General features: G+C 60.0%; 19 protein-coding genes and 4 tRNA genes. 16 read left to right on the forward strand and 7 right to left on the reverse strand.

What is annotated here, in order from left to right; all coding sequences use genetic code 11:
- Positions 1-819: 819 nt before the first annotated feature.
- Together V5E99_RS06295 and V5E99_RS06300 are read left to right on the forward strand one after the other, a co-directional pair.
- A complete protein-coding gene (locus V5E99_RS06295; protein WP_499801658.1) occupies positions 820-1,071 on the forward strand; it encodes a hypothetical protein in 252 nt (83 codons plus the stop codon).
- A gap of 61 nt (positions 1,072-1,132) precedes the next feature.
- A complete protein-coding gene (locus tag V5E99_RS06300; RefSeq protein WP_499801659.1) occupies positions 1,133-2,611 on the forward strand; it encodes a DNA recombination protein RmuC in 1,479 nt (492 codons plus the stop codon).
- A gap of 97 nt (positions 2,612-2,708) precedes the next feature.
- Here V5E99_RS06300 and V5E99_RS06305 read toward each other — a convergent pair whose 3' ends face one another.
- Positions 2,709-6,182, reverse strand: a complete 3,474-nt coding sequence (locus V5E99_RS06305) for a hybrid sensor histidine kinase/response regulator (protein WP_499801660.1) — start codon at positions 6,180-6,182, stop codon at positions 2,709-2,711.
- A gap of 229 nt (positions 6,183-6,411) precedes the next feature.
- The gene (locus V5E99_RS06310) at positions 6,412-6,951 is read right to left on the reverse strand and encodes a TetR/AcrR family transcriptional regulator (RefSeq protein ID WP_499801661.1); all 540 of its coding nucleotides are present in this window, start codon (positions 6,949-6,951) and stop codon (positions 6,412-6,414) included.
- A gap of 91 nt (positions 6,952-7,042) precedes the next feature.
- Here V5E99_RS06310 and V5E99_RS06315 point away from each other — a divergent pair, with 91 nt between their 5' ends.
- From V5E99_RS06315 to V5E99_RS06330, 4 genes are all read left to right on the forward strand, one after another.
- Positions 7,043-8,236, forward strand: a complete 1,194-nt coding sequence (locus tag V5E99_RS06315) for an MFS transporter (protein ID WP_499801662.1) — start codon at positions 7,043-7,045, stop codon at positions 8,234-8,236.
- A gap of 49 nt (positions 8,237-8,285) precedes the next feature.
- The gene (locus tag V5E99_RS06320) at positions 8,286-8,597 is read left to right on the forward strand and encodes a cupin domain-containing protein (RefSeq protein WP_499801663.1); all 312 of its coding nucleotides are present in this window, start codon (positions 8,286-8,288) and stop codon (positions 8,595-8,597) included.
- Positions 8,598-8,702: 105 nt separating this feature from the next.
- Positions 8,703-9,854, forward strand: a complete 1,152-nt coding sequence (locus tag V5E99_RS06325; RefSeq protein WP_499801664.1) for a TDT family transporter — start codon at positions 8,703-8,705, stop codon at positions 9,852-9,854.
- 98 nt (positions 9,855-9,952) lie between these two features.
- Positions 9,953-11,827, forward strand: coding sequence for an MFS transporter (locus tag V5E99_RS06330; protein WP_499801665.1), 1,875 nt, complete (start codon positions 9,953-9,955; stop codon positions 11,825-11,827).
- A 126-nt stretch (positions 11,828-11,953) separates the two neighbouring features.
- Here V5E99_RS06330 and sugE read toward each other — a convergent pair whose 3' ends face one another.
- The 3 genes from sugE to rdgC form a co-directional block, all read right to left on the reverse strand.
- The gene (gene sugE, locus V5E99_RS06335; RefSeq protein ID WP_027922462.1) at positions 11,954-12,268 is read right to left on the reverse strand and encodes a quaternary ammonium compound efflux SMR transporter SugE; all 315 of its coding nucleotides are present in this window, start codon (positions 12,266-12,268) and stop codon (positions 11,954-11,956) included.
- A gap of 119 nt (positions 12,269-12,387) precedes the next feature.
- Complete coding sequence (locus tag V5E99_RS06340; protein ID WP_499801666.1) at positions 12,388-13,353, reverse strand: bile acid:sodium symporter family protein; 966 nt, start codon at positions 13,351-13,353, stop codon at positions 12,388-12,390.
- Positions 13,354-13,504: 151 nt separating this feature from the next.
- Positions 13,505-14,425: a recombination-associated protein RdgC gene (rdgC, locus tag V5E99_RS06345; protein WP_499801667.1), complete on the reverse strand. Its 921-nt coding sequence runs from the start codon at positions 14,423-14,425 to the stop codon at positions 13,505-13,507.
- A gap of 159 nt (positions 14,426-14,584) precedes the next feature.
- Here rdgC and V5E99_RS06350 point away from each other — a divergent pair.
- From V5E99_RS06350 to V5E99_RS06365, 4 genes are all read left to right on the forward strand, one after another.
- A tRNA-Val gene (locus tag V5E99_RS06350) sits at positions 14,585-14,660 on the forward strand.
- Positions 14,661-14,679: 19 nt separating this feature from the next.
- Positions 14,680-14,756: transfer RNA gene (locus V5E99_RS06355), tRNA-Asp, on the forward strand.
- Between the two features lie 188 nt (positions 14,757-14,944).
- Positions 14,945-15,020 (forward strand) — tRNA-Val (locus V5E99_RS06360).
- Between the two features lie 18 nt (positions 15,021-15,038).
- Positions 15,039-15,115, forward strand: a tRNA-Asp gene (locus tag V5E99_RS06365).
- Between the two features lie 198 nt (positions 15,116-15,313).
- Here the strand turns inward: V5E99_RS06365 and V5E99_RS06370 are convergent.
- Together V5E99_RS06370 and V5E99_RS06375 are read right to left on the reverse strand one after the other, a co-directional pair.
- Entirely contained in the window at positions 15,314-16,450 is a 1,137-nt protein-coding gene (locus V5E99_RS06370) for a catalase family protein (protein WP_499801668.1), read from the reverse strand.
- A gap of 28 nt (positions 16,451-16,478) precedes the next feature.
- A complete protein-coding gene (locus tag V5E99_RS06375) occupies positions 16,479-18,287 on the reverse strand; it encodes a di-heme-cytochrome C peroxidase (RefSeq protein WP_499801669.1) in 1,809 nt (602 codons plus the stop codon).
- A 271-nt stretch (positions 18,288-18,558) separates the two neighbouring features.
- Here V5E99_RS06375 and bamJ point away from each other — a divergent pair, with 271 nt between their 5' ends.
- The 6 genes from bamJ (at position 18,559) to V5E99_RS06405 (ending at position 22,940) form a co-directional block, all read left to right on the forward strand.
- A complete protein-coding gene (gene bamJ / locus V5E99_RS06380; RefSeq protein WP_499801670.1) occupies positions 18,559-19,272 on the forward strand; it encodes a BamJ family beta-barrel-assembly machinery protein in 714 nt (237 codons plus the stop codon).
- A gap of 295 nt (positions 19,273-19,567) precedes the next feature.
- A complete protein-coding gene (locus V5E99_RS06385; protein ID WP_499801671.1) occupies positions 19,568-20,023 on the forward strand; it encodes a YkvA family protein in 456 nt (151 codons plus the stop codon).
- A gap of 114 nt (positions 20,024-20,137) precedes the next feature.
- A complete protein-coding gene (locus tag V5E99_RS06390; protein ID WP_499801672.1) occupies positions 20,138-20,479 on the forward strand; it encodes a helix-turn-helix domain-containing protein in 342 nt (113 codons plus the stop codon).
- Positions 20,476-20,847: a hypothetical protein gene (locus tag V5E99_RS06395; RefSeq protein ID WP_003223109.1), complete on the forward strand. Its 372-nt coding sequence runs from the start codon at positions 20,476-20,478 to the stop codon at positions 20,845-20,847. The genes V5E99_RS06390 and V5E99_RS06395 overlap by 4 nt, the downstream gene beginning before the upstream one ends.
- Positions 20,848-21,255 carry an SEL1-like repeat protein gene (locus V5E99_RS06400; protein ID WP_499801673.1) on the forward strand — a complete coding sequence of 136 codons (408 nt, stop codon included), beginning with the start codon at positions 20,848-20,850 and terminating at the stop codon, positions 21,253-21,255.
- A gap of 140 nt (positions 21,256-21,395) precedes the next feature.
- Positions 21,396-22,940, forward strand: coding sequence for a methyltransferase regulatory domain-containing protein (locus V5E99_RS06405; RefSeq protein ID WP_499801674.1), 1,545 nt, complete (start codon positions 21,396-21,398; stop codon positions 22,938-22,940).
- The last annotated feature ends 67 nt before the right edge of the window (positions 22,941-23,007 follow it).

The raw sequence follows: 23,007 nt of genomic DNA on the forward strand, positions 1-23,007 counted from the left end.
TGGTCTTCGCAACACCCTTCGCTTTCGATCAAAGGCTGTGTTGACGCAAGGTTTACCTGGAAACCATCGAGGTGGTCGATCCCGCTTTGTCGGTGGAGGCTTCTCAAGGGAAGGCTGACCGTGGAGATTTGTTCGACCAGAATTGACTTTCAGCTTGGTACTAACGCTGCGGATACTAACGGATTGAATTTGAGAAAGGAAGTGTGTTAGCAAAATAAATCTGTGGCGGGGCGAATCAGGTCGTCGCGGGGGCCGTGATTATAGGCCCTAAACAGGCGGCTCGCCCTGTAGTGGCGCTGAATTTGACCGTTGGTCGTTGCGCTTGAAGGGTGCAGGAATCCATCTGAATGGCGGCTTCACCTTGGCTTATCCCCAGGCGTTGAGCAAAAGCGCGCCGAAAAAGCGCATCGATATAACCGCCCTGAAGGTACTTGTGCACATTAGTTGCGCAGGTTGTCACGCCACTGTCACCTTGGCTTCCAACACAGTGGGTGCCTGTAATGAAAATTTAAGTCAATGAAAAACATCGCTTTTTTTTACTGGTGAAAAAATCGTCAGTTTGACTGCGAGCCCCATTCCATAGGGCTTTGCGAGAGTTCAAGGGCGGTTGTCCACTGAGTTATCCACAGCTTCTGTGGATTGTCCCAAGCGCTTGCTCTAGGACGGGCGTGCCGGGTTTTTTTCGACTTTACCTGTACGAAAAAAAGAGTAGAGTGGCGCGCCTTCCGATCTGTCCCACAGTGCTTTATGAAGTTTCGCTCAGTATCAACCTCTGTTACCGATACACCTCCCACTGTTACCCCTCCCAAGCGCTTCTCCATGCGTGTGGCCGAATGGTTACTCGACAGCCCGCGCCTGGGGGATAACCAGAACGTCAAACACTTTGCCGGACGTCTGCTCAAGCAGCCGGCCCGTGAAGGCGTGGTGGCGGCTCAAAGTCGGTTGGGTCAGTTGATGTGCCGCGAGTGTGGAAATGCCCGGGACCGGCGTATCGGCCAGGACCTGCTGCGTCAGGCCGCCCGGGCCGGTGACCGGCGGGCTCAGCGGGAACTGGGGCTGATCGAAGACTGAGCTGTCCAAGACCTGACGCCTTGGTTAACCTTCAGGCTTTATCTCATTGGCAGGAGTGGCTATGGCTATGGACTTGACCAGCATATTGCTTGGTCTGGCGGGCGCGGCATTGCCATTGTTGGCACTGGCCTGGCAAATCCAGTGCCGGGCGAGCGCAGCGCAGGCCGGGGCCGCGTTGCTGGAAGAGCGGCTGGCCATGGCCCAATTGGCCCAGGACGGCTTGAATGCCCAACTCGATGCCTGCCGTGACGAAATCGGTGACCTGAGCCAGGCCAACTCCGCCAAACAAGCCGAGCTGGCCGCCGTGCGCCGTGAAGTCGAGCTGCTGCAAATCGAGCGCGACGATGCTCGCGACGCGTCCCACGCCTGGAACATCGAACGCGCCGGCAAAGAAGCCGAGTTGCGTCGCCTGGACGCCCAAGCCGCATCCCTGAACGCCGAGCTGCGCGAGCAACAGGAAAGCCATCAGCAACGCCTCGACGACCTCCAGGGCTCCCGGGATGAGCTGCGGGCGCAGTTCGCCGAACTGGCGGGCAAGATCTTCGATGAGCGCGAGCAGCGTTTCGCCGAAACCAGTCAGCAGCGTTTGGGGCAGTTGCTCGATCCGTTGAAAGAACGCATCCAGTCCTTCGAAAAACGCGTCGAAGAAAGTTACCAGGCCGAGGCCCGTGAACGTTTCTCCCTGGCCAAGGAGCTGGAGCGCCTGCAACAGCTGAACTTGCGCCTGAGCGACGAAGCCACCAACCTGACCCGCGCCTTGAAAGGCCAGAAAACCCAAGGCAACTGGGGCGAGCTGATTCTCGAACGAGTGCTTGAGCACGCCGGCCTGGAGAAGGGCCGCGAGTACCAGACCCAGGTCAATCTCAAAGGCCCGGACGGCGAGCGTTTCCAGCCGGACGTGATCATTTATTTGCCCGGCGACAAGCAAGTGGTGGTCGACTCCAAAGTCAGCCTCACGGCGTATCAGCAATACGTGTCGGCCGAGGACGATGCCATCGGCCAGATCGCAATCAAACAGCACGTGCTGTCCTTGCGCAATCACGTCAAAGGCTTGTCCGGCAAGGACTACAAACGGCTCGACGGCTTGCACAGCCTGGATTTCGTCTTGCTGTTCGTGCCGATCGAAGCGGCGTTTTCCGCCGCGCTACAGGCTGAGCCGACGCTGTTTCAGGAAGCCTTCGATCGCAACATCGTGATCGTCAGCCCGACCACATTGCTGGCCACGCTACGGGTCATCGACAGCTTGTGGAAGCAAGAACGCCAGAGCCAGAACGCCCGGGAAATTGCCGAGCGGGCAGGGTGGCTGTACGACAAGTTTGTGCTGTTTATCCAGGACCTGGATGAAGTCGGCAATCGCTTGCAGCAACTGGATAAAGCCTACAGCTCGGCGCGTAACAAACTCACAGAAGGGCGCGGCAATCTGGTCAGTCGCAGCGAGCAACTGAAGTTGCTCGGCGCCCGGGCCAGCAAGAGTTTGCCGGCGGATTTGCTGGAGCGGGCGATGACCGATGTGGATGGGTTGGCGGAGTTGCCTGAATAAAGATCAAAAGATCGCAGCCTTCGGCAGCTCCTACAGGTTTTTGCGTACACCTGTAGGAGCTGCCGAAGGCTGCGATCTTTTGGCGTTGACTCTGACTTTACAAAGGCAAATGCCGACTCAACAACGCCCGCAACGCCGCCGGTTTCACCGGTTTGGCCAAATAATCCAGCCCCGCCGCATGCACCTGAGCCACCGTCTCCGGACGCCCATCGGCGCTGATCACCACCCCCGGCACCGGTTCGCCCAAACGAGTGCGCAACCACGCCATCAACTCGGTGCCGGTTTCACCGTCGTCCAGGTGATAGTCCACCAGCGCCAATTGCGGACGCACCCCATCGCTGAGCAGCGCGGTGCACTCTTCACGGTTGCGTGCGGTCCAGACCTGGCAGCCCCAGCGCGTCAGCAGGCTGTTCATGCCAATCAAAATGCTGTCTTCATTGTCGACACACAGCACCTGCGCGCCGGTCGGCAACTTGCCGTTGAGTTCGGTGATGTTGTGCGGCGCCGCTGCCGTCTGCGCCCTGGCCAGCGGTACGCTGACGCTGAACACGCTGCCATGACCCGGCCACGAACGCACCCGCAAGGTGTGCCCCAGCACGCGGCATAACCCGTCGGCAATCGCCAGGCCCAGGCCCAGGCCTTTCTCGGCGCGGGTCTGGTGGCTGTCGAGGCGTTTGAATTCTTCGAAAATCACTTGCTGTTTATCTTCCGGAATCCCCGGGCCACGGTCCCAGACTTCCAGGCACAGTTCGCCCTTGCGCCGCCGAACCCCCAGCAACACCGGGCCTTTGGCATAACGAAAGGCGTTGGTCAGGAAGTTTTGCAAGATTCGCCGCAACAGCTTGATGTCGCTGTCGACCCGCAACGTGCTGCCGCGCAGGCGGAATTTCAGCCCTTGTTCCTGGGCCAGTGCCTTGAACTCGGCGCCGAGGATATCGAACAGCTCGTTGAGCACGAACGGCTTGGGATCGGGGTTGATCTTGCCGTTTTCCAGGCGGGAAATGTCGAGTAAATCGCTGATCAAGTCCTCGGCCGAGCGCAAGGAACTGTCCAGGTGATGGATTAGTTTTTGCGCCTCGCTGGACAAGCCGTCGTCCTGATGCGTCAGCGCGGCGGAGAACAGGCGTGCGGCGTTCAGCGGTTGCATCAAGTCATGGCTGACCGCCGCCAGGAACCGGGTTTTCGACTGGTTGGCCGACTCGGCGGTGCCTTTGGCTTCGGTGAGGGCGACGTTGAGTTGCGAGAGTTCGTGAGTGCGCGCGGTCACCCGTTGCTCCAGGCCTTCGTTGGCCTCGGTCAACGCCTGTTCGGCCTCGCGGAACGCGGTGATGTCGGTGAAGCTCATGACGAAACCGCCGCCGGGCATCGGGTTGCCGATCAGCTCAATCACACGGCCATTGGGGAAAAGTCGCTCAGAGGTGTGGGCACGGCCCTGACGCATCCAGTGCAAACGTCTGGCGACGTGCACTTCCGCTTCACCGGGGCCGCACAACCCGCGTTCGGCGTTGTAGCGAATGATGTCGGCAATCGGCCGGCCGACGCTGATCAAGCCGTCCGGGTAGTTGAACAACTCCAGATAACGCCGGTTCCAGGCCACCAGTTTCAACGACTGGTCAACCACGCTGATGCCCTGGGTGATGTTTTCGATCGCCCCTTGCAACAGGGCGCGGTTGAACTGCAACACTTCCGAGGCTTCGTCGGCGATACGGACGACATCCTCCAACTGCATTTCCCGACCTTCAATGGCGGCTTTTACCACGGCGCGGGTCGAAGAGGCGCCGAGGACACCGGCCAGCAAACGTTCGGTGTGGGCGATCCATTCTCCGTCGGCGTTCTGGTTCGGGTTGAAGCCTTTGCCCTGGCGATAAGCAAAACGGATGAAGCTTTGCCGGGCGCGTTCTTCACCGACAAAACGGGCGGCCAGTTGCAGCAAATCGTCGATTTGCACCGAGAGCATCGAGCGAGCGCTGGGCCGGGCGCTGATTTCCTGACCAATGAATCGGCCAGCCTGCCAGTGTTCGGACACCCGGGTGCGCGACAGCACCGAGACCCAGGCGAACAGCGTGAAGTTACCCGCCAGGGACAGCACCACGCCTTGGGTCAGCGGGCTGATCGGCAGGTTCAGCGGGTTGCTGTGCAGCCACGCCAGGCCGGGGAAACTGGTCAGTGACCAGCCGAGGCTATGGGCGGCAATCGGCAGAATTAGCGTGTAAAACCAGAGGAAGGTCCCGGCGGCGAGGCCGGCGAATACGCCACGACGGTTCGCCTGTTTCCAGTACAACGCGCCGAGCATCGCCGGGGCCAGTTGAGTTACGGCGGCAAAGGCAATCTGGCCGATGGTTGCCAGGCTGGCGGTGGAGCCGAGCAAGCGATAACTGACGTAGGCCAGTAGCAAAATCACCACGATGCTGACCCGGCGCACCGAGAGCATCCACTGGCGGAACACTTCGAACGGCCGCTCGGCGTTGTTGCGGCGCAGCAACCACGGCAGCAGCATGTCGTTGGAGACCATGGTCGACAGTGCCACGCTGGCCACGATCACCATGCCGGTGGCCGCTGAAGCGCCGCCGATAAACGCCAGCAACGCCAGCGCCGGGTGGGCCTGGGCCAGCGGCAGACTGATGACGAAAGAGTCCGGCAATACCGAACTTGGTAGCAACATCTGACCGGCCAGGGCGATCGGGACTACAAACAGCGCCGCCAGAGCGAGGTACGCCGGGAACACCCACTTGGCCAGGCGCAAATCCTGGGGCTCGATGTTTTCCACCACGGTGACGTGGAACTGTCGGGGCAGGCAGATGATCGCCATCATCGCGACGCCGGTCTGCACCACCATCGACGGCCAATTGATGGTTTCTTTCCAATATTCTTCCAGGCGCGGCGCGAGCATGGCCTGGTCGAACAGGTCGTCGAAACCGTCATACAAACCGTAGGTAACGAACGCGCCAACCGCGAGGAAGGCGAACAGCTTGACCAGCGATTCGAACGCAATCGCCAGCACCATGCCCCGGTGGTGCTCGGTGGCGTCGAGGTTGCGCGTACCGAAGACGATGGTGAACAGCGCCAGTACCAGCGAAACGATTAGCGCCGTGTCCTGGGCGCGGGTGCCCATGGCGTCGGCGCCGGCACCGATCAACAGGTTGACGCCGAGCACGATGCCCTTGAGCTGCAAGGCAATGTACGGCAGCACCCCGACAAGGCAGATCAACGCCACCACCACGGCCAGCGACTGGGATTTGCCATAGCGCGCGGCGATAAAGTCGGCGATGGAGGTGATGTTTTCCTGCTTGCTGATCATCACCATTTTTTGCAGGACCCACGGCGCGCACACCAGCAGCAGGATCGGCCCAAGGTAGATCGGCAGGAACGACCAGAGCTGTTCGGCGGCCTGGCCCACGGCGCCAAAGAAGGTCCAACTGGTGCAATAAACCGCCAGCGACAGGCTGTAGACCCAGGCACGCACACGCGGCGGCAACGGCGCGCTGCGACGGTCGCCGTAGAAGGCGATGGCGAACATGATGGCCATATAGGCCAGGGCAACGGCGGCGATCAGCCCGCTGGACAGCGACATGGAAACTCCAGACAAAAGACATCCGGGGTTCACGCCCGGTGAGACAGTCTCGCACGATGGCGGGGGTTCGTCAGTGTCGACCAAGGTCGTGGCGTGGCGGGGTGTCGCAGCGATGGGTCAGTTGTCGGTGTGGTGTCTTCACTGGCCTCTTCGCGAGCAAGCCCGCTCCCACAATGGATCAGTGAACTCGGTTCAAATGTGGGGGTGGGCTTGCTCGCGAAGGGCGGCCTCACTGATCCAGCGCAATCTCGATCAACCGATGCAGTTCCTCAACCTCAAGCGCCGCCGCCGAGAACAGGATGCGAAACACCGTCGGCGCCACCACCAGGTTGATCAGCCGATCAACGCTTGGCCCAGGCTGATCGGGGTAACGATCCAGAATCGTCTGCAACTGCGCGCCAATGATGGTCACGCAATAGCCCGGCGTGGCGCTGCATTGCACATCGCGCAAAATGTGGCGGCCCGGCTCGGAACTCATCTCGTCCAGATACTGCTCGGCCCAGGCCCGAACATCGCCGCGCAGGCTGCCGGTGTTGGCCGGCTCGCTGTCAGGACGCAGGCGGGCGAGGGCGACATCCGCCAACAACACCGACAGATCGCCCCAGCGCCGATAGATCGTCGACGGTGTCACCCCGGCGCGCGCGGCAATTTGCGGGACGGTCACGGTGGCGCGGTCCTGCTCTTCGAGGAGATCGCGGACTGCCGAATGAATCGACTCTTGCACCCGGGCACTGCGGCCACCCGGGCGTAAACCTTCTTTAATAGCCATGCGGCGGACCTTAACACAAAGAATTTGCTTTAAGCGTTAGCGAGTAGCACACTCCGCAAAAGCAAATAATTAGCTTTTGCGGAGTGTGCACATGTCTCATCCAACCTCAAACCGTTCCAGCCTGTGGTTTCTGGCGATCACTTTACTCAGTTTTCTCGCCGCTTCCACGGCGCCGACGCCGTTGTATCACCTGTATCAGGAGCAGTTGCAGTTCTCGGCCGCGACCCTGACCCTGATTTTCGGGGTGTACGCCCTGAGTTTGCTGGCGGCACTGCTGACCGTCGGTTCGCTCTCGGATCACCTGGGGCGCAAACCGGTGATTTTCACCGCGGTGTTGCTCAACATGCTGGCGATGTTGCTGTTTATCAATGCCGACAGCGTCGCCTGGCTGATCAGTGCACGAGTGCTTCAGGGCTTTGCGACGGGCATGGCCACCGCCGTATTAAGTGCCGCGCTACTGGATACGGATCGCCAGCAAGGGCCGTTGGTCAACAGTGTCGCGCCGTTGCTGGGCATGGCTGTGGGGGCGATGGGTTGCGGCTTGTTGGCCGAATTCGCGCCGCTGCCCTTGCAACTGACTTTTTGGGTGCTGTTCGCGCTGTTTGTGTTGCAAGCGTTGTACGTCTGGCGTCTGCCGGAAAGCGTCAGCCGGCAACCGGGTGCGCTGGCCTCGCTGCGCCCGACCCTGCATGTGCCGGTCCAGGCGCGGCGAGCGTTATGGTCGGTGCTGCCGATTAACACGGCGGTGTGGGCGCTGGGTGGTTTCTTTGCTTCGCTGGCACCGTCGCTGGTGCGCACGGCTACGGGATCGACGTCAAATCTGATCGGCGGCGCGACGGTTGCGGCGTTGACGGTGACCGGCGCTTTAATGATCTACACCTTGCGCACTCGGCCGGCGGATAAAGTGTTGCGCTTGGGCGCCAGCCTGCTGCCTGCCGGCGTTGCGCTGATTCTGGTCGCTGTGCATGTCGCCAGTCTTCCATTGTTCTTTATCGGCACCCTCATCGCCGGATGTGGTTTTGGCGCCGGTTTCCTCGGCGCGGTGCGTACGGTGGTGCCCTTGGCCTTGCCCCATGAGCGGGCCGGGTTGATGTCGGCGTTTTATGTGCTGAGTTACCTGGCGTTCTGCTTGCCATCGTTGCTGGCCGGGAGCTTGACCCGCACGTTCGGGTTGATCGCCACCACCGATGGTTATGGTCTGGTGCTGATCTTGCTGGCAGTGGGCGCGTTACTCGGGTTGATGCGCCAGCGCGCAGTGAAAGTCTGTGGCGCCGATGTTCGTTGACCGCTAGCCTTGGCCCCGCCATTCACCCTTCATTTCGACGGAACGCACGATGAAAGTCATCCGCAGCAAATCCTTCACCGCCGAGCGAGCCTGGGGCGCGCTGGATATCGCCAACATGAACGGCATCACGACCCGTTTGCACTGGACTGACCAGCCCTACAAATGGCACGTCAATGATGGTCAGGAAGTGTTCGTCGTGCTCGATGGCCAAGTGCAGATGCATTACCGCGAAGAAGGCGTCGAGCAACAGGTTTTGCTGGAGGTCGGCGATATCTTTTACGCCTCGGTGGGCACCGAGCATGTGGCGCATCCGCAGGGCGCGGCACGGATTTTGGTGATCGAGTCTGAAGGCAGCGTCTGAAGTTATATCTGCAAAACAGATAACAGTTAGAGATATTACCGGTTATATAGATATTCGATTCAGATCTACCATGAGCTCAACCTCACTCGAGGACAGGAGTTCGCCATGATCTGTTCCAACACTGCCAAGCCTGGCTTCAAACCTTTCACTCATCTACCCCGTGCGCTGGAAGCGATTCGCCAGTTCACGCCGAACTGGTTCGCCGCGACCATGGGCACCGGCGTGCTCGCCCTGGCGCTGGCGCAGTTGCCGGTCGCGATTCCCGGTTTGTATGCGGTGGCTGAGGGCTTGTGGCTGTTCAACATTTTTCTGTTTGTTTTATTTACCGGGATGTACGCCGCTCGCTGGGTGCTGTTCTTCGATGAGGCGCGGCGGATCTTCGGTCACTCTACGGTATCGATGTTTTTCGGCACGATCCCCATGGGCCTGGCGACCATCATCAACGGCTTCTTGCTGTTCGGTTTGCCGCGCTGGGGCGACGGGGTCATTCACATCGCCGAAGTGCTGTGGTGGCTGGACGTGGCGATGTCGCTGGCCTGCGGGGTGTTGATCCCGTACATGATGTTTACCCGTCAGGAACACAGCATCGACCAGATGACCGCCGTTTGGTTGTTGCCCGTCGTGGCGGCAGAAGTGGCCGCTGCCAGCGGTGGCCTGTTGGCGCCGCACCTGGCCGAGGCCCATTCGCAACTGGTGGTGCTGGTGACCAGCTACGTGCTGTGGGCGTTTTCCCTGCCGGTGGCGTTCAGCATTCTGACCATCCTGTTGCTGCGCATGGCGCTGCATAAACTGCCCCACGAAAACATGGCCGCGTCGAGTTGGCTGGCGCTCGGGCCGATCGGCACCGGGGCCCTGGGCATGTTGCTGCTGGGCGCCGATGCTCCGGCGATCTTCGCCGCCAACGGTTTGCCGGGCATCGGTGACATCGCCGCCGGCCTGGGGCTGGTGGCCGGGATCACGCTGTGGGGGTTTGGCTTGTGGTGGATGCTGATCGCCGTGCTGATCACCGTGCGTTACCTGCGCGCCGGCATCCCGTTCAACCTGGGCTGGTGGGGATTTACCTTCCCGCTGGGCGTTTATTCCCTGGCCACGCTGAAGCTTGCGAGCACCTTGAACCTGACATTTTTCAGTGTGTTTGGCTGTGTCTTGGTGACGATGCTGGCCGTGATGTGGCTGATCGTCGGCACGCGGACGGTGCAGGGCGCCTGGCGTGGCGAGTTGTTTGTCTCGCCGTGCATTGCAGGATTAAAGAAATAACCTGCAAAGTTTAGGTAATGTGTGGCCTGGATCGGCGTTCGGCATTCCAATAACAGTCGCCACGCCACTCTCTACCTAACATCAGGGAAACACGGAAGATGAGTCACCCCTCACAGTTCACCTTGCTGCGCACCCGGCGTTTCCTGCCGTTTTTCGTGACCCAATCCCTTGGGGCGTTCAACGACAACATCTTCAAGCAGTCGCTGATTCTCGCCATTCTGTACAAGCTGACCATCGACGGTGACCGTTCGATCTGGGTCAATTTGTGCGCGCTGTTGTTCATTCTGCCGTTTTTCCTGTTCTCGGCCCTGGCCGGGCAGTTCGGGGAAAAATTCGCCAAGGACGCGCTGATTCGTCTGATCAAGCTTGGGGAAATCGCCATCATGGCGGTCGGCGCGGTCGGGTTTATGTTCGATCACTTGTCGCTGATGCTGGTGGCGCTGTTCGCCATGGGCACCCACTCGGCGCTGTTCGGGCCGGTGAAGTATTCGATCCTGCCCCAGGCCTTGCGTGAAGACGAGTTGGTCGGTGGCAACGGCCTGGTGGAAATGGGCACCTTTTTGGCGATCCTGGCCGGGACCATTGGCGCCGGGATCATGATGTCGTCGGGGCATTACGCGCCGCTGGTTTCCACGGCGATTGTCGGCATCGCGGTGCTGGGTTACCTGGCCAGCCGCAGCATTCCGCGCGCTGCCGCCGCGTCCCCCGGGATGCGCCTGAACTGGAATATCTTCACTCAGTCCTGGGCCACGTTGAAGCTGGGCCTCGGGCAAACCCCGGCGGTGTCGCGCTCGATTGTCGGCAACTCGTGGTTCTGGTTTGTCGGGGCGATTTACCTGACGCAGATTCCGGCCTACGCCAAGGAATGGATGCAGGGCGACGAGACTGTGGTGACGCTGATCCTCACCGTGTTTTCGGTGGGTATCGCATTGGGTTCGATGCTGTGCGAGAAGCTCTCCGGACGTAAAGTCGAGATCGGTCTGGTGCCGTTCGGCTCGTTTGGCCTGACGGTGTTTGGCTTGCTGTTGTGGTGGCATTCCGGCGGTATTCCGGACAGTGAGAACGGCTATGGCTGGATCGAAGTCTTGGGCTTTGGCCACGCCTGGCTGGTGTTGATCGACATCCTCGGCCTCGGAATTTTCGGCGGTTTCTACATCGTGCCGCTGTACGCGCTGATCCAGTCGCGCACCGCCGAGAACGAACGGGCGCGAGTGATTGCCGCCAACAACATTCTCAACGCGCTGTTTATGGTGGTCTCGGCGATTGTCTCGATCGTGCTGTTGAGTGTGGTCAAGCTGTCGATCCCGCAGTTGTTCCTGGTGGTGTCGCTGCTGAACATCGGCGTCAACGCCTACATCTTCAGCATCGTTCCCGAGTTCAGCATGCGGTTCATGATCTGGCTGCTCAGCCATTCCATGTACCGCGTCGAGCATCGCAACCTCGACCTGATTCCCGACGAAGGCGCGGCGCTGCTGGTGTGCAACCATGTGTCGTTTGTCGATGCCTTGCTGATTGGCGGCGCGGTGCGTAGGCCGATTCGCTTTGTCATGTACTACAAAATCTACAACCTGCCGGTGCTGAACTTTATCTTCCGCACCGCCGGGACGATTCCGATAGCGGGGCGTCAGGAAGACATTCAAATTTACGAAAAGGCCTTCAAGCGGATTGCCCAGTATCTGAAGGATGGCGAACTGGTGTGCATCTTCCCTGAAGGGAAGCTGACTGCTGACGGTGAGATCAATGAGTTCAAGGGCGGCCTGACGCGGATTCTCGAAGAGACGCCGGTGCCCGTGATCCCGTTGGCGTTGCAAGGGTTGTGGGGGAGTTTCTTCAGCCGCGATCCGGGCAAAGGCTTGTTTCGCCGGTTGTGGTCGCGGGTGACGTTGGTGGCGGGGCCGGCGGTGGCGGTTGAGTCTGCGGAGCCGGCGAAGTTGCAGGCGATGGTGGGGGAGCTGCGCGGGGCGATTAGATAGTCGGTGAGGTTGAGGGCCTCTTCGCGGGCAAGCCTCGCTCCTACAGGTTTTGTGTTGTGCCACTCAGGGTGAGCGCACCACAAATCCCTGTAGGAGCGAGGCTTGCCCGCGAAGGCGATCTAAAGGTTACGCGCTGACCTTAAGCCCAACGAGCCCGGCAATAATCAGCGCCACACTGGCCAGCCTGAACAACGCCATGGACTCACCAAACAGAATGATCCCGGCAATCACCGTACCCACCGCGCCCACACCGGTCCAGATCGCATAAGCCGTGCCCAGCGGCAATTCCTTCATGGCAAGGCCCAGCAATCCAAGGCTGATAGCCATGGCGGCGACGGTGAGTGCGGTGGGGAGCGGACGGCTGAAGCCGTCGGTGTATTTCAGGCCAACGGCCCAGCCGACTTCGAACAGGCCGGCGAAAAATAGAATGATCCAGGACATGAGAGACCTCCATCGATTGACGGGGTCGTCCCCAGATTAATGACTCGATCGAGCCGCGAGGTCGTCCCCGCGTTGCGCCATAGAGTGCCCAGCATTAACCCGGGGATCAAGTTTTGCGCTTATTCAGTCGCTTCCCGCGCGGCGGTTTCGCGATCTTCTTTTTCGCTCATGCGACGGAAATACGTCGAGAGCAGCGCCCCGGAAATGTTGTGCCACACACTGAACAACGCGCTCGGCACCGCCGCCAGTGGCGAGAAGTGCGCACTGGCCAGCGCGGCGCCCAAACCGGAATTCTGCATGCCGACTTCCAGTGCCAACGACTTGCGTTGAGCCAGCGGCAGTTTGAACAGACGCCCGGTGAAGTAGCCCAGTAAATAGCCGAAGCTGTTGTGCAACATCACCACGGCCATGATCAGCAAGCCGGACTCGGCGATCTTCGCCTGACTGGCCGCAACCACGGCGGCGACGATGATCACGATGCTGACCACCGACACCAGCGGCAACACTTCTACCGCGTGGCGCACTTTATTACCGAGCAGCCGTTGGGCGACCACGCCGAGCACGATCGGCAACAGCACCACTTGCAGGATCGACCAGAACAACTCCATGAACGACACCGGCAACCAGGCCGAGGCCAGCAACCAGATCAGCGCCGGGGTCAGAAGCGGGGCGAGGAGGGTGGTGACGGCGGCGATGGCCACCGACAGCGCCAGGTCGCCGCGAGCCAGCCAGGTCATGACGTTGGAGGAAGTGCCACTCGGGCAGCAGCCAACCAGAATCACGCCGACGGCGATTTCCGGCGGCAGGTGAAACGCCTGGCAGAGCAACCACGCCATGCCGGGCATGATCACGAAATGCGCAACCACGCCCAACGCCACGCGCCACGGGTGGCGAGCGACTTCGGCGAAGTCTTCGAGTTTGAGGGTCAGGCCCATGCCGAACATCACCAGCCCCAGCAGCGGGACGATGGCGCCTTTCAGGCCGATGAACCACGCCGGTTGCAGAAACGCCACGACAGCAAAAATCAGCACCCAGTAAGCGAAGGTGTTGCCGACAAAACGACTTAAAGCGGCGAGTGCGCGCATGGCCTGATCCTTATTATTCGCTCTGAAAAATCACACAGGGCCCATGTGGGAGCGGGCTTGCTCGCGAAGAGGGAGTGTCAGTCGACATCTATATTGACTGGCACACCGCCTTCGCGAGCAAGCCCGCTCCCACATGGGTAATCACAAGGCTTTAGATGCCTTGTGGGGTCTCTTCACCACCCAACGCTTCAACCAGCGCCGGCAGGAAGTCGCCGAAGGTCAGCATCATCAGGGTGAAGCTGGCGTCCAGTTGGCCCAGGGCTTCGTCACCGCCGTCCTGTTCCGCCTGATCTTGCAGCAGGTCTTCGAACTTCAGGCGCTTGACGGTCATTTTGTCGTCGAGCATGAACGACAACTTGTCCTGCCAGGCCAGCGACAGCTGAGTGACCACTTTGCCGGTGCTCAGGTGCAGCTGGATTTCGTCGCTGGTCAGGTCCTGACGCTTGCAGCGCACGATGCCGCCGTCTTCGTGGGTGTCGCGCAGTTCGCACTCGTCCAGCACAAAGAAATCGTCCGCCGCTTTCTGGGTCTTGACCCATTCGGTCATGGTGGCGGTCGGGGCCATTTTCACGGTCAGCGGACGCACTGGCAGCGAGCCGATCACTTCACGCAGGGTCGACAGCAGGTCTTCGGCGCGTTTCGGGCTGGCCGAGTTCACCAGGATCAGGCCCTGTTTCGGCGCGATGGCGGCGAAGGTCGACGAACGACGGATAAAGGCGCGGGGCAGGAAAGCCAGGATGATTTCATCCTTGATCTGGTCGCGTTCCTTCTTATAGACCTTGCGCATTTGCGTGGCTTCGATCTCTTCGACCTTTTCCTTGACCGCGTCACGTACGACGCTGCCCGGCAGAATGCGTTCTTCTTTACGGGCGGCGATCAGCAGGAAGTCGCCGCTGACGTGGGCCAGTGGCGCATCTTCGCCTTTGCCGAACGGCGCGACGAAACCGTAGGTGGTCAACTCCTGGCTTGCACATGGACGCGCCAGTTTGGTGGCCAGTGCAGTTTCCAACGCCTCGGCATCAAAAGGCAGATCTTGGGTCAGGCGATAGATAAGCAGGTTTTTGAACCACATGAGGCGAGTCTCTCCTTTATACAAAGGGGGGCATTATTCTCTTCGCGGCGTCATAGGCCAACCCTTCTCTAAGCCTTTGGAAGGCCTCGGAAAATTATTTAAAAAAGTGCTTGCCAGAGATAGGGTCGCTCCGTAGAATGCGCGCCACACCGAAGCGAAGGGTGATTAGCTCAGCTGGGAGAGCGTCTGCCTTACAAGCAGAATGTCGGCGGTTCGATCCCGTCATCACCCACCATTCGTTCTTAGTGTTACGCGCAGCGGTAGTTCAGTCGGTTAGAATACCGGCCTGTCACGCCGGGGGTCGCGGGTTCGAGTCCCGTCCGCTGCGCCATATTCGGTAACCTGGAATGCTGAACGCCAGGTCGCCACGGAAAAGCCCGCTCACGCGGGTTTTTTTCTGTCTGTTGTTCCTGCGGGATGTGTTGTTTCATCGGTTTTCAGATTTATTTGAAAAAATATTCAATTAAATCAACACCTTACGAAAACTTGTGGCATAATGCGCCCCGTAACGAAGGTACTGGGTGATTAGCTCAGCTGGGAGAGCGTCTGCCTTACAAGCAGAATGTCGGCGGTTCGATCCCGTCATCACCCACCATTACTTTCAATGCTACGCGCAGCGGTAGTTCAGTCGGTTAGAATACCGGCCTGTCACGCCGGGGGTCGCGGGTTCGAGTCCCGTCCGCTGCGCCATATTCGGTCACCTGGAACGCTGAACGCCAGGTCACCACACAGAAAGCCCGCTTAATGCGGGCTTTTTGTCGTCTGGCGTTTGGCGTTTGCTCTTGTGGGGGTGGGCTTGCTCGCGAATACGGTGTGTCAGCCAACATCTTAGGCGACTGGCACTGCGCCATTCGCGAGCAAGCCCGCTCCCACCAGGTTAGTGGTCGTCTACTGCTCCGCGTTACGGCTGTGCCGGTAGTCGCTGACCGCTTCGTACACCGCTTTGCGCAGACGATTGATCCCACCAATCGGGCGATGCGCTTCCAGGCCAAACCAAGGGTTGAACGACTGGTTGTCGCATTGCAGATTCAACGCCGGTGTATCGAAGTCCTGCGCCGGCAGGTTGATCTTCGCCACTGTCTCAAATGGCGCATCACTTTCACGCCACTCAATGCTCGTGTCTTCAATCGGCATGTACGTGTTCACATTCTGGCGCTGGATCTGCAAAACGAAACACGCCGGCACCCGGTCAGTCGACAATTGCTGGTTCAGCGCGGTGCGCAAGAAGTTTGGCAAGTCCTGGTTTTGCTTGGGCAGGGTGTAGGCCGGGCAACTGCCCGGGTCCGGCATGACGCGGAATTTGGCATTGGCTGCGCCGAATTTGTAGGGCGAGACCGAAAAGTAAGTGGTCTGGGTCGGGCTGTCGGGAGCAGGGGAGAGCGTTGCTAGCGCAATAAACAAATGACGGACCTGCCAGGTGCGTGGGTCCCAGCCCGGAAAGAACGCCATGATTTTTTTGCCATCGGCCTGGGCCGCCACATTCTGACGGTACTCGGCGACATCGCTGACGAAGAAGTTCGGATGGCTGAACATCACGAAGTCCTGCTCATGGCGCCCTGCCTGGTCCGCCAGCAATTGTTTGCCGGGCACATCGAGCAACTTGATCGCCATGCCCCGGGCATCGCGGATGCTGTCGAATTGCGGGTAGGCATTGCCGTTCGACAATCGCATCGTCGCTTGCCAGGTTTTGCCCGGTTCACTGAACACGCCTTGGCGCAAATCCGCTGCCAGACCCGCTAATACCTGAACCTCCGCCTTCACACAGCCATGGGCCTTGGCGTGGGCATCACGCAGGTAACGGGTGGGTTCGCGGTGCTGGTCGACGATGCGCACGGCGGTCTGAATGATGTCCTGAGTCATCGCCGACTCACCCGCCGGGATCAGCTCCTCAGCGGAGACCGGGCCGCGCTGCTGCCAGGCGAACCACGCGGTGGCCAGGGCCCAGCCGAGCAATCCCAGGCCCAGCAACCACAGCAGGGTCTTGGCGAGAAAAGCGCCGAGGCGCAGCCAGAGTGTGATCAGCATGGGTAAGTCCTTTTGATGGAGGCCGAGGTCATGGCAATTGCGCTTCCAGCGGACCGCCCAGCACTTTCAGGTATTCCAGCAGCGCCCAGCGTTCCTCGGGTTGCAGCAAGCGACCGATCACGCCATTACCGCGCTCACCGGCGCGGAATTCGTGACCGCTGTTGTGATTGCCGGTGATGCGGGTGTCGAACACGAAGCCGTTGGTAAAGGCTTCGGTGCGATAGCCCAGGTGTTTGGGGTCGTACTCGAACGTGCCTTTATAGAAGGTGCTGGCGCGTTCGTCCTGGGGTGAAAGCAGTTGATAAATGCTCGGCACCGAACCGTTATGCAGGAATGGCGCCGTGGCCCACACGCCAGCCAGAGGCCTGGCCTTGTAGGCGCGCAACTCCTGGACGCCGATGGGCAGGCCGAAACCGTCCATGTCCGGTTTTTCTGCCGGGGTCACGTTGGCCTCGGGGTATGCATGGTTCTCAACGAACGCGGTGACATAAGCGAGACCCTTGGCCACCGACAGCTTGCTCAGGTCCAGCGGTTCGGTCGGTTTGGGATGCAGTTGAACGTCGAGTTCCGCCAGTTCCGCCGGGTCCCATTGCAGGGCTGTCAGGTCGAAACGGTGGTCGGCAATGTTGTTGGCAGCGGTGGGATCGGTACCGATGGCGGCAACGGGCAGCAACTTGAGCTGTTGCACGGCGCGCCCATCGACCTGATTCACCCGAGGTACATGGCAACTGGCGCAGTTCTCGGCGAACAGGGCGCGACCCTTGGCGGCCAAGGGTTTGTCGACGCTGCCAAGCAGTTCTTCCGGCCACGCGGGAGGCTTGAGCCGTTGCAGGGTTTCTTCGATCAGGTGCAAATCGCGAACGCGGACGCTGGAGGGGTAGCGCGCATCGCCTTTGAGCGGCTGGCCGTTGGCGTCGAAGAAGCTCAGCGTGGCGCCGACACCCAGCGCCTCGCCGATATTGCGTGCCATCGGTTGCTGCGCCGAACCGTTCCACTGCACCCAGTCGAAGGTCCAGATGTCCCAGAGTTGCGGGTAGTCCACCGGGGCATTGGCCACGCGGTAGTTATCCGGTGAAATCGCATCGCCGAAGCTCGCATTGGCGATACGCCCGAACGCGTCGGTACGGCCCGGGCCTTCTTCGGTCGGGTAGAGCCCGCGATGGGTGTCGTTCCAGGCGACTTTCAGGAAGGTGTCGAGCGAACTTTTGAAGTCTTCGCGCAGGGCTTGATGACGAGCGTCGTAATCCGCTCCCAGCACGTTGCGTGCGAAACGTTCGAATTTCCACGGGTTGTAGTAGGTCGAGGCGAGGCTGGCCACCAGTGCCTGACCGAAACTGCCACCGCGCAAGGTCGGCACGCTGGACGGTAGAACATGCTGCGCCGAGCCGCCGTCGATCCGCACGGCCTGGCCGTTGAAGCGCAGTTCGCCGGTGTGGCAGGCGGCGCAAGTGATGTCGAGAAACTGCTCCTGGCTGCCGGGATTCTGGTGCCGGGCGAAACCAACAGGCAAGTTGCCGGGATTGTTCGGCGTGGCTTTCTGCGCGGGATCGATCAGAAAGCCGAAGCGCGCCAGGTACTCGGGGGCGGCGAAGCGCTGTTGCGAAAAGGGCAGCTCCAGCGCGCCGAACCATTCGTAGCGCAGGCCTTTGACCTGGGTGCCTTGAGGGGTGAAGTAGTACGTCTGGCGATCGGCGGCGCTCCACTGTTCCAGATAATGCACCTGTTGCGCAGGGGTATAGGCCGGCAGTTTTGGGTTGGCGACGTAGTACAGAACCACGGCCAGGCCAAGGCCCAGCAGTACGGCGATCACAGCCATCAGGCGGAGTAAGAGGCGCAAGATAAACGTCCTTGTCGAGTTGTGTCTCCTTTATGCCTTAGCTCCTGTGGTGGCGGCAAGAGGCCATTACGCCAGATGATGTGGGATACGGCGTCGGCTCCTGTGGGATGAAGATGACAGAAACTTCATCGAGCCCATTCCCGAAATGCTTTAAAAGACCTGAACTTATCAGCAGTTTCCTGCTCTCATGCCGGTAGCCATTGGTCGTGGCCGCCTGATAAGCTCGCGGCTTTATTCGATTGCCCTTTAGGCGCATGAACAAGGAAATAGCATGAAACAGCATCGGTTGGCGGCGGCGGTGGCCCTGGTTAGCCTGGTACTTGCGGGTTGTGACTCGCAGACCAGCGTAGAGCTGAAAACCCCGGCGCAAAAAGCTTCCTACGGGATTGGCCTGAACATGGGCAAGAGCCTGGCTCAGGAAGGCATGGATGATCTGGATTCCAAGGCCGTAGCCCAGGGCATCGAAGATGCCGTCGGCAAGAAAGAACAGAAGCTGAAGGACGACGAACTGGTCGAAGCCTTCGCAGCACTGCAAAAACGTGCTGAAGAACGCATGGCGAAAATGAGCGAAGAGTCGGCAGCCGCTGGCAAGAAATTCCTCGAAGAAAACGCCAAGAAAGCCGGCGTAGTGACCACTGCTTCCGGTCTGCAATATGAAATCGTGAAAAAAGCGGATGGTCCTCAGCCTAAGCCGACCGACGTAGTGACTGTTCACTACACCGGCAAGCTGACCAACGGCACGACCTTTGACAGCTCGGTTGATCGCGGTAGCCCGATCGATCTGCCGGTCAGCGGTGTGATCCCGGGTTGGGTCGAAGGCCTGCAACTGATGCACGTCGGCGAGAAGTACAAGCTGTACATTCCTAGCGACCTGGCTTACGGCGCGCAAAGCCCAAGCCCGGCAATCCCGGCCAACTCGGTGCTGGTATTCGACCTGGAACTGCTGGCGATCAAAGATCCAGCAAAAGAAGACGCCGCCAAGTAACTGTCGTCTGCTTGAAAACAACGCCCCGCATTATGTGGGGCGTTGTTGTATCTGGCGTTTGGCAAAGTACAAAGAAAGCGAACGGATGCTGTAGGGTGGAGTCATAGCCTGTGAACAGGCCCGCGCTAGACGCACCTCGCGGCCAAGTCAATGAAATCTTGGGTTTTTTTATGTGAGTAAAAAACGCCCGATCTGAGTTGAGCCCTTATAAAACGGGGCTTCCAGCCGTGAAATGCAGCTCTGTTCACAAGGTTATCCACAATTTGTGTGGATAACATTTCAGCGGGAGGAAAAGATGAAAGCACCCTGGAATTTCGCTCGCTTCCTGCCCTTGGCTGGTCGCCTGCTGGCGAAAGGTCGTTTGCCGACCCTGCTGTTCGCCGTGGCCAGCAAAAGCGCCAGCGAAGGCGGGCGCCTGGGCAAACTCAAGGATGATCTGCGTCTTTTGCAGGCGCTGTGCCTGGCCTACTGGCGCGGCGAGTACCGCGCCATCAACCGCAAATCGATTCTGATCGTCATCGCCGGCCTGATGTACTTCCTCAGCCCCCTCGATGCCATCCCGGATTTTATCCCCGTGTTCGGCATGCTCGACGACATCGCGGTGCTCGCCTGGGTGATGAAAACCCTCGACGACGAACTCAATGCCTTCCGCGCCTGGCGCAACCGCCAGTTGCCGCAGAAGCTGGCCGTGGTCGAGCGACTGCCCGATACCCCCGAACAACTCCAGCTTCAAGGCCCCAAAGATGACTGAGATGTTTCAGTTTTCACCCAGAGATTGATGCCCCCGCGACCTTGGCCGCTGTTAGGATTACACTTCAAGGGAAAAGCGCCGACTCGCTAAGTGTCGTTGTCCTACGGGGAAGTCATGGATATTCAGATAATCACACGCGAAGGCGAGCCCGAATATGCGGTTCTGCCGTGGGCTCAGTATCAGGCTCTACTGAAAGCAGCAGGCATCGAGCAACAACCGCCGCGGGTCGCCAAAGCGCCACCCGCAGCAACACCAGACCAGATTCTTCCGGGTCTGGATCAACTCCGCAGTTTGCGCGAAGGGAAGGGCATCGCCATTGAGGCGCTCGCCCGCACGGTAGGCATCAGCCCGTCTTATCTGGCCTTGATCGAAAGTGGCGAGCGTCAACCCGACGCTGCGATTCGCCGCAGCCTGGCCTGGGAATTGACGGTGCCAGGGTGGAGGGATGAATCGTGAGCGTACGCATCAGTCGTCAACATTGGGATGGGTTGTTGGGTGAACTGGACCAGGCGCGCCGTCAGCGCCATCTACTGACTTACCGGGCACTGCTCGAGCGATTGCAATTGCCGACCCCGGCCATGCAAACCCTCACCGCCGCCCTTGAACACCTCGCCGCACTCGACGCCAAAGCCGAACAGCCCCTGCGCAGCTCACTGGTGATCAGCCAGGGCGCCAGCCGCCTGCCGCGCACCGGTTTCTTCGAATGCGTCGAGCGCCTGGGGCGATTCTCCGGGCCCTCCGACGGCGTCGCCGCCGCTTCATGGCACGCCTCGGAAGTGGTGCGGGTCTTCGAATACGAGTACCCCGAATCTGCGGAGGCCTGAGTGTTTTTACGACTCAAGGCGCGGGCAACCTACTGGTTGGCCCGCAGGCTGTTTCACTGGTCCTGGTTTGTGCGCCAGCCCCGAGTCTGGAGCTGGCTGGAAGGCCAGTTTGCCCGTATGGCCAACCTCGGCGATGTCGGCGCCCAAAGCTTCTATGGCCACATCCTGACCTTTCGCGGCGTCGGCCTCGGTGCGCGTGAAGAAGGCGTGCGCTTGCTGCGCCTGGCGGCGTTGGCGGGGGATGGCAAAGCGGCGTATCAGGTTGGGGTGATCAGTTTGGCCGGCACGCCGAGCAAAGCACCGGACCCGGTGGAAGCAGCGCGGTTTTGGCGGATCGCGGCGCAGGCCGGGCATCCGTTGGCGGAAATAAAGTTGAAAGGATTGGTGAGCGATAGTCCATCGCAGTGATCCGCTGATTGTTCAATAACCCGACGTGGCGCCTGACGATCGCCCGCGAAAAATACGTGTCCGCGTCATTTCCCTTGTGGCACGCAATGCCTACCCCTTATAAAAGCCACTGTTCCCTCTCGAAGTAAAAGGATACGAGCATGAGCGACGCCTGGAACGAAGGATATTTCACCGACGAAGGCTACACCTACAGCTATAGCCGGGAAATCAATCCAGTCTTCCTGCGTTATTGCTTGTTGCTGCGCGGTTTTGCCAGTCTGGAGACAACCGACGGCTATCACTGCGAATTGGGCTTTGGCCAAGGCGTCTCGATCAACATCCATGCCGCTGCCAACCCTGGGTCCTGGATGGGCACTGACTTCCATCCGGGCCAGGCCGCCCATGCCAATGCGCTGGCGTCCACCTGGAACAGCGACGCGCAACTGTATGACGACAGCTTCGAGCAACTGCTGGCCCGTCATGATTTGCCACAATTCGACAGCATCAGCCTGCATGGCATCTGGACCTGGGTCAGCCGCGACAACCAAAAACTGATCGTCGAATTCGCCCGACGTCACCTCAAGCCTGGTGGTCTGCTGTACATCAGCTACAACTGCTTCCCCGGCTGGTCACCTTCGGCACCCTTGCGTCATTTGTTCAGCCTGCACGACCGCTTTGCGACAAACCGCTCCGAACGCCCGGACCAGCGCATAGACGCCGCATTGCAATTCTCCGAAGCGCTGCTGGCGGCCAACCCTAACTACGCCGCCGCGGCCCCGAACCTGAACACCAAGCTGCAGAGCATCAAAGGCCAGGATCGGCAGTACGTCGCCCATGAATACTTCAACCGCGACTGGAACTGCATGTACTTCACCGACGTGGTCGACGCCCTGGCGCCGGCCAAACTCGACTTCGCCGCGACGGCCGTGCCACTGGATACGGTCGACCCGCTGAACTTGAGCGCAGAAGGCATGGACTTTCTGGAGGGCATCGATCACCCGATCATGCGCGAACAAGCGCGAGACTACTTCGTTAACCAGAACTTCCGCCGGGATGTGTACGTGCGCGGTGCCAACCGACTGTCCGCTTCCGAACACCGCCAAGGTCTGCTCAATACCCGTTTTGTCCTGCTGCAGCCGGCAGAAAGCGTCTCCGCCACCGTCAAGGGGCCGGCAGGCGAAGCGTCGCTGCAAGCGGAAATATACGGCCCGGTACTCGAAGCGCTGGCAGCCAACGCCTATGCACCCAAAACGTTGCGCCAATTGTCAGCGGCCGTGCCCTCGATGCCTTATGACGACCTGGCCCAGGCCGTCACCGTATTGGTCGGGATGAGCGCAGCGGCCCCGTGCCAGAGCGAAGCGGCCGAGAAACTGGTACAGGCACGCTGCACTACCCTCAACCTGCAGCTCTGCAAACGCTCGTTGCTCAGCAACAAAATCCAGGTCCTGGCCAGCCCGGTCACGGGCGGCGGCGTACCGATCGGCCGCTTCCAGCAACTGTTCCTGATATCGATCAAACAAGGCAAAAAACACCCGGCGGAATGGGCGCAACTGGCCTGGAGTGTCATCAGCGAACAAGGTGAGGGTATCGTCAAGGACGGCAAGGCGCTGACCACCGCGCAAGAAAACATCGCGGAACTGACCGAACAGGCGCAAGCATTTGCCGAGCAGTCGTTGGTGGTTCTCAAGGCGTTGAGCATCGTTTAACCCAAAGCGTCATTGATGCACCTGGCAGCGGATGTCAGGTGTTAATGAGTTGAATCCCATCAAGGAA

Origin of the sequence: Janthinobacterium sp. LPB2021202312-11-4, assembly GCF_037049705.1 — a bacterium.
Taxonomy (GTDB): Bacteria; Pseudomonadota; Gammaproteobacteria; order Pseudomonadales; family Pseudomonadaceae; genus Aquipseudomonas.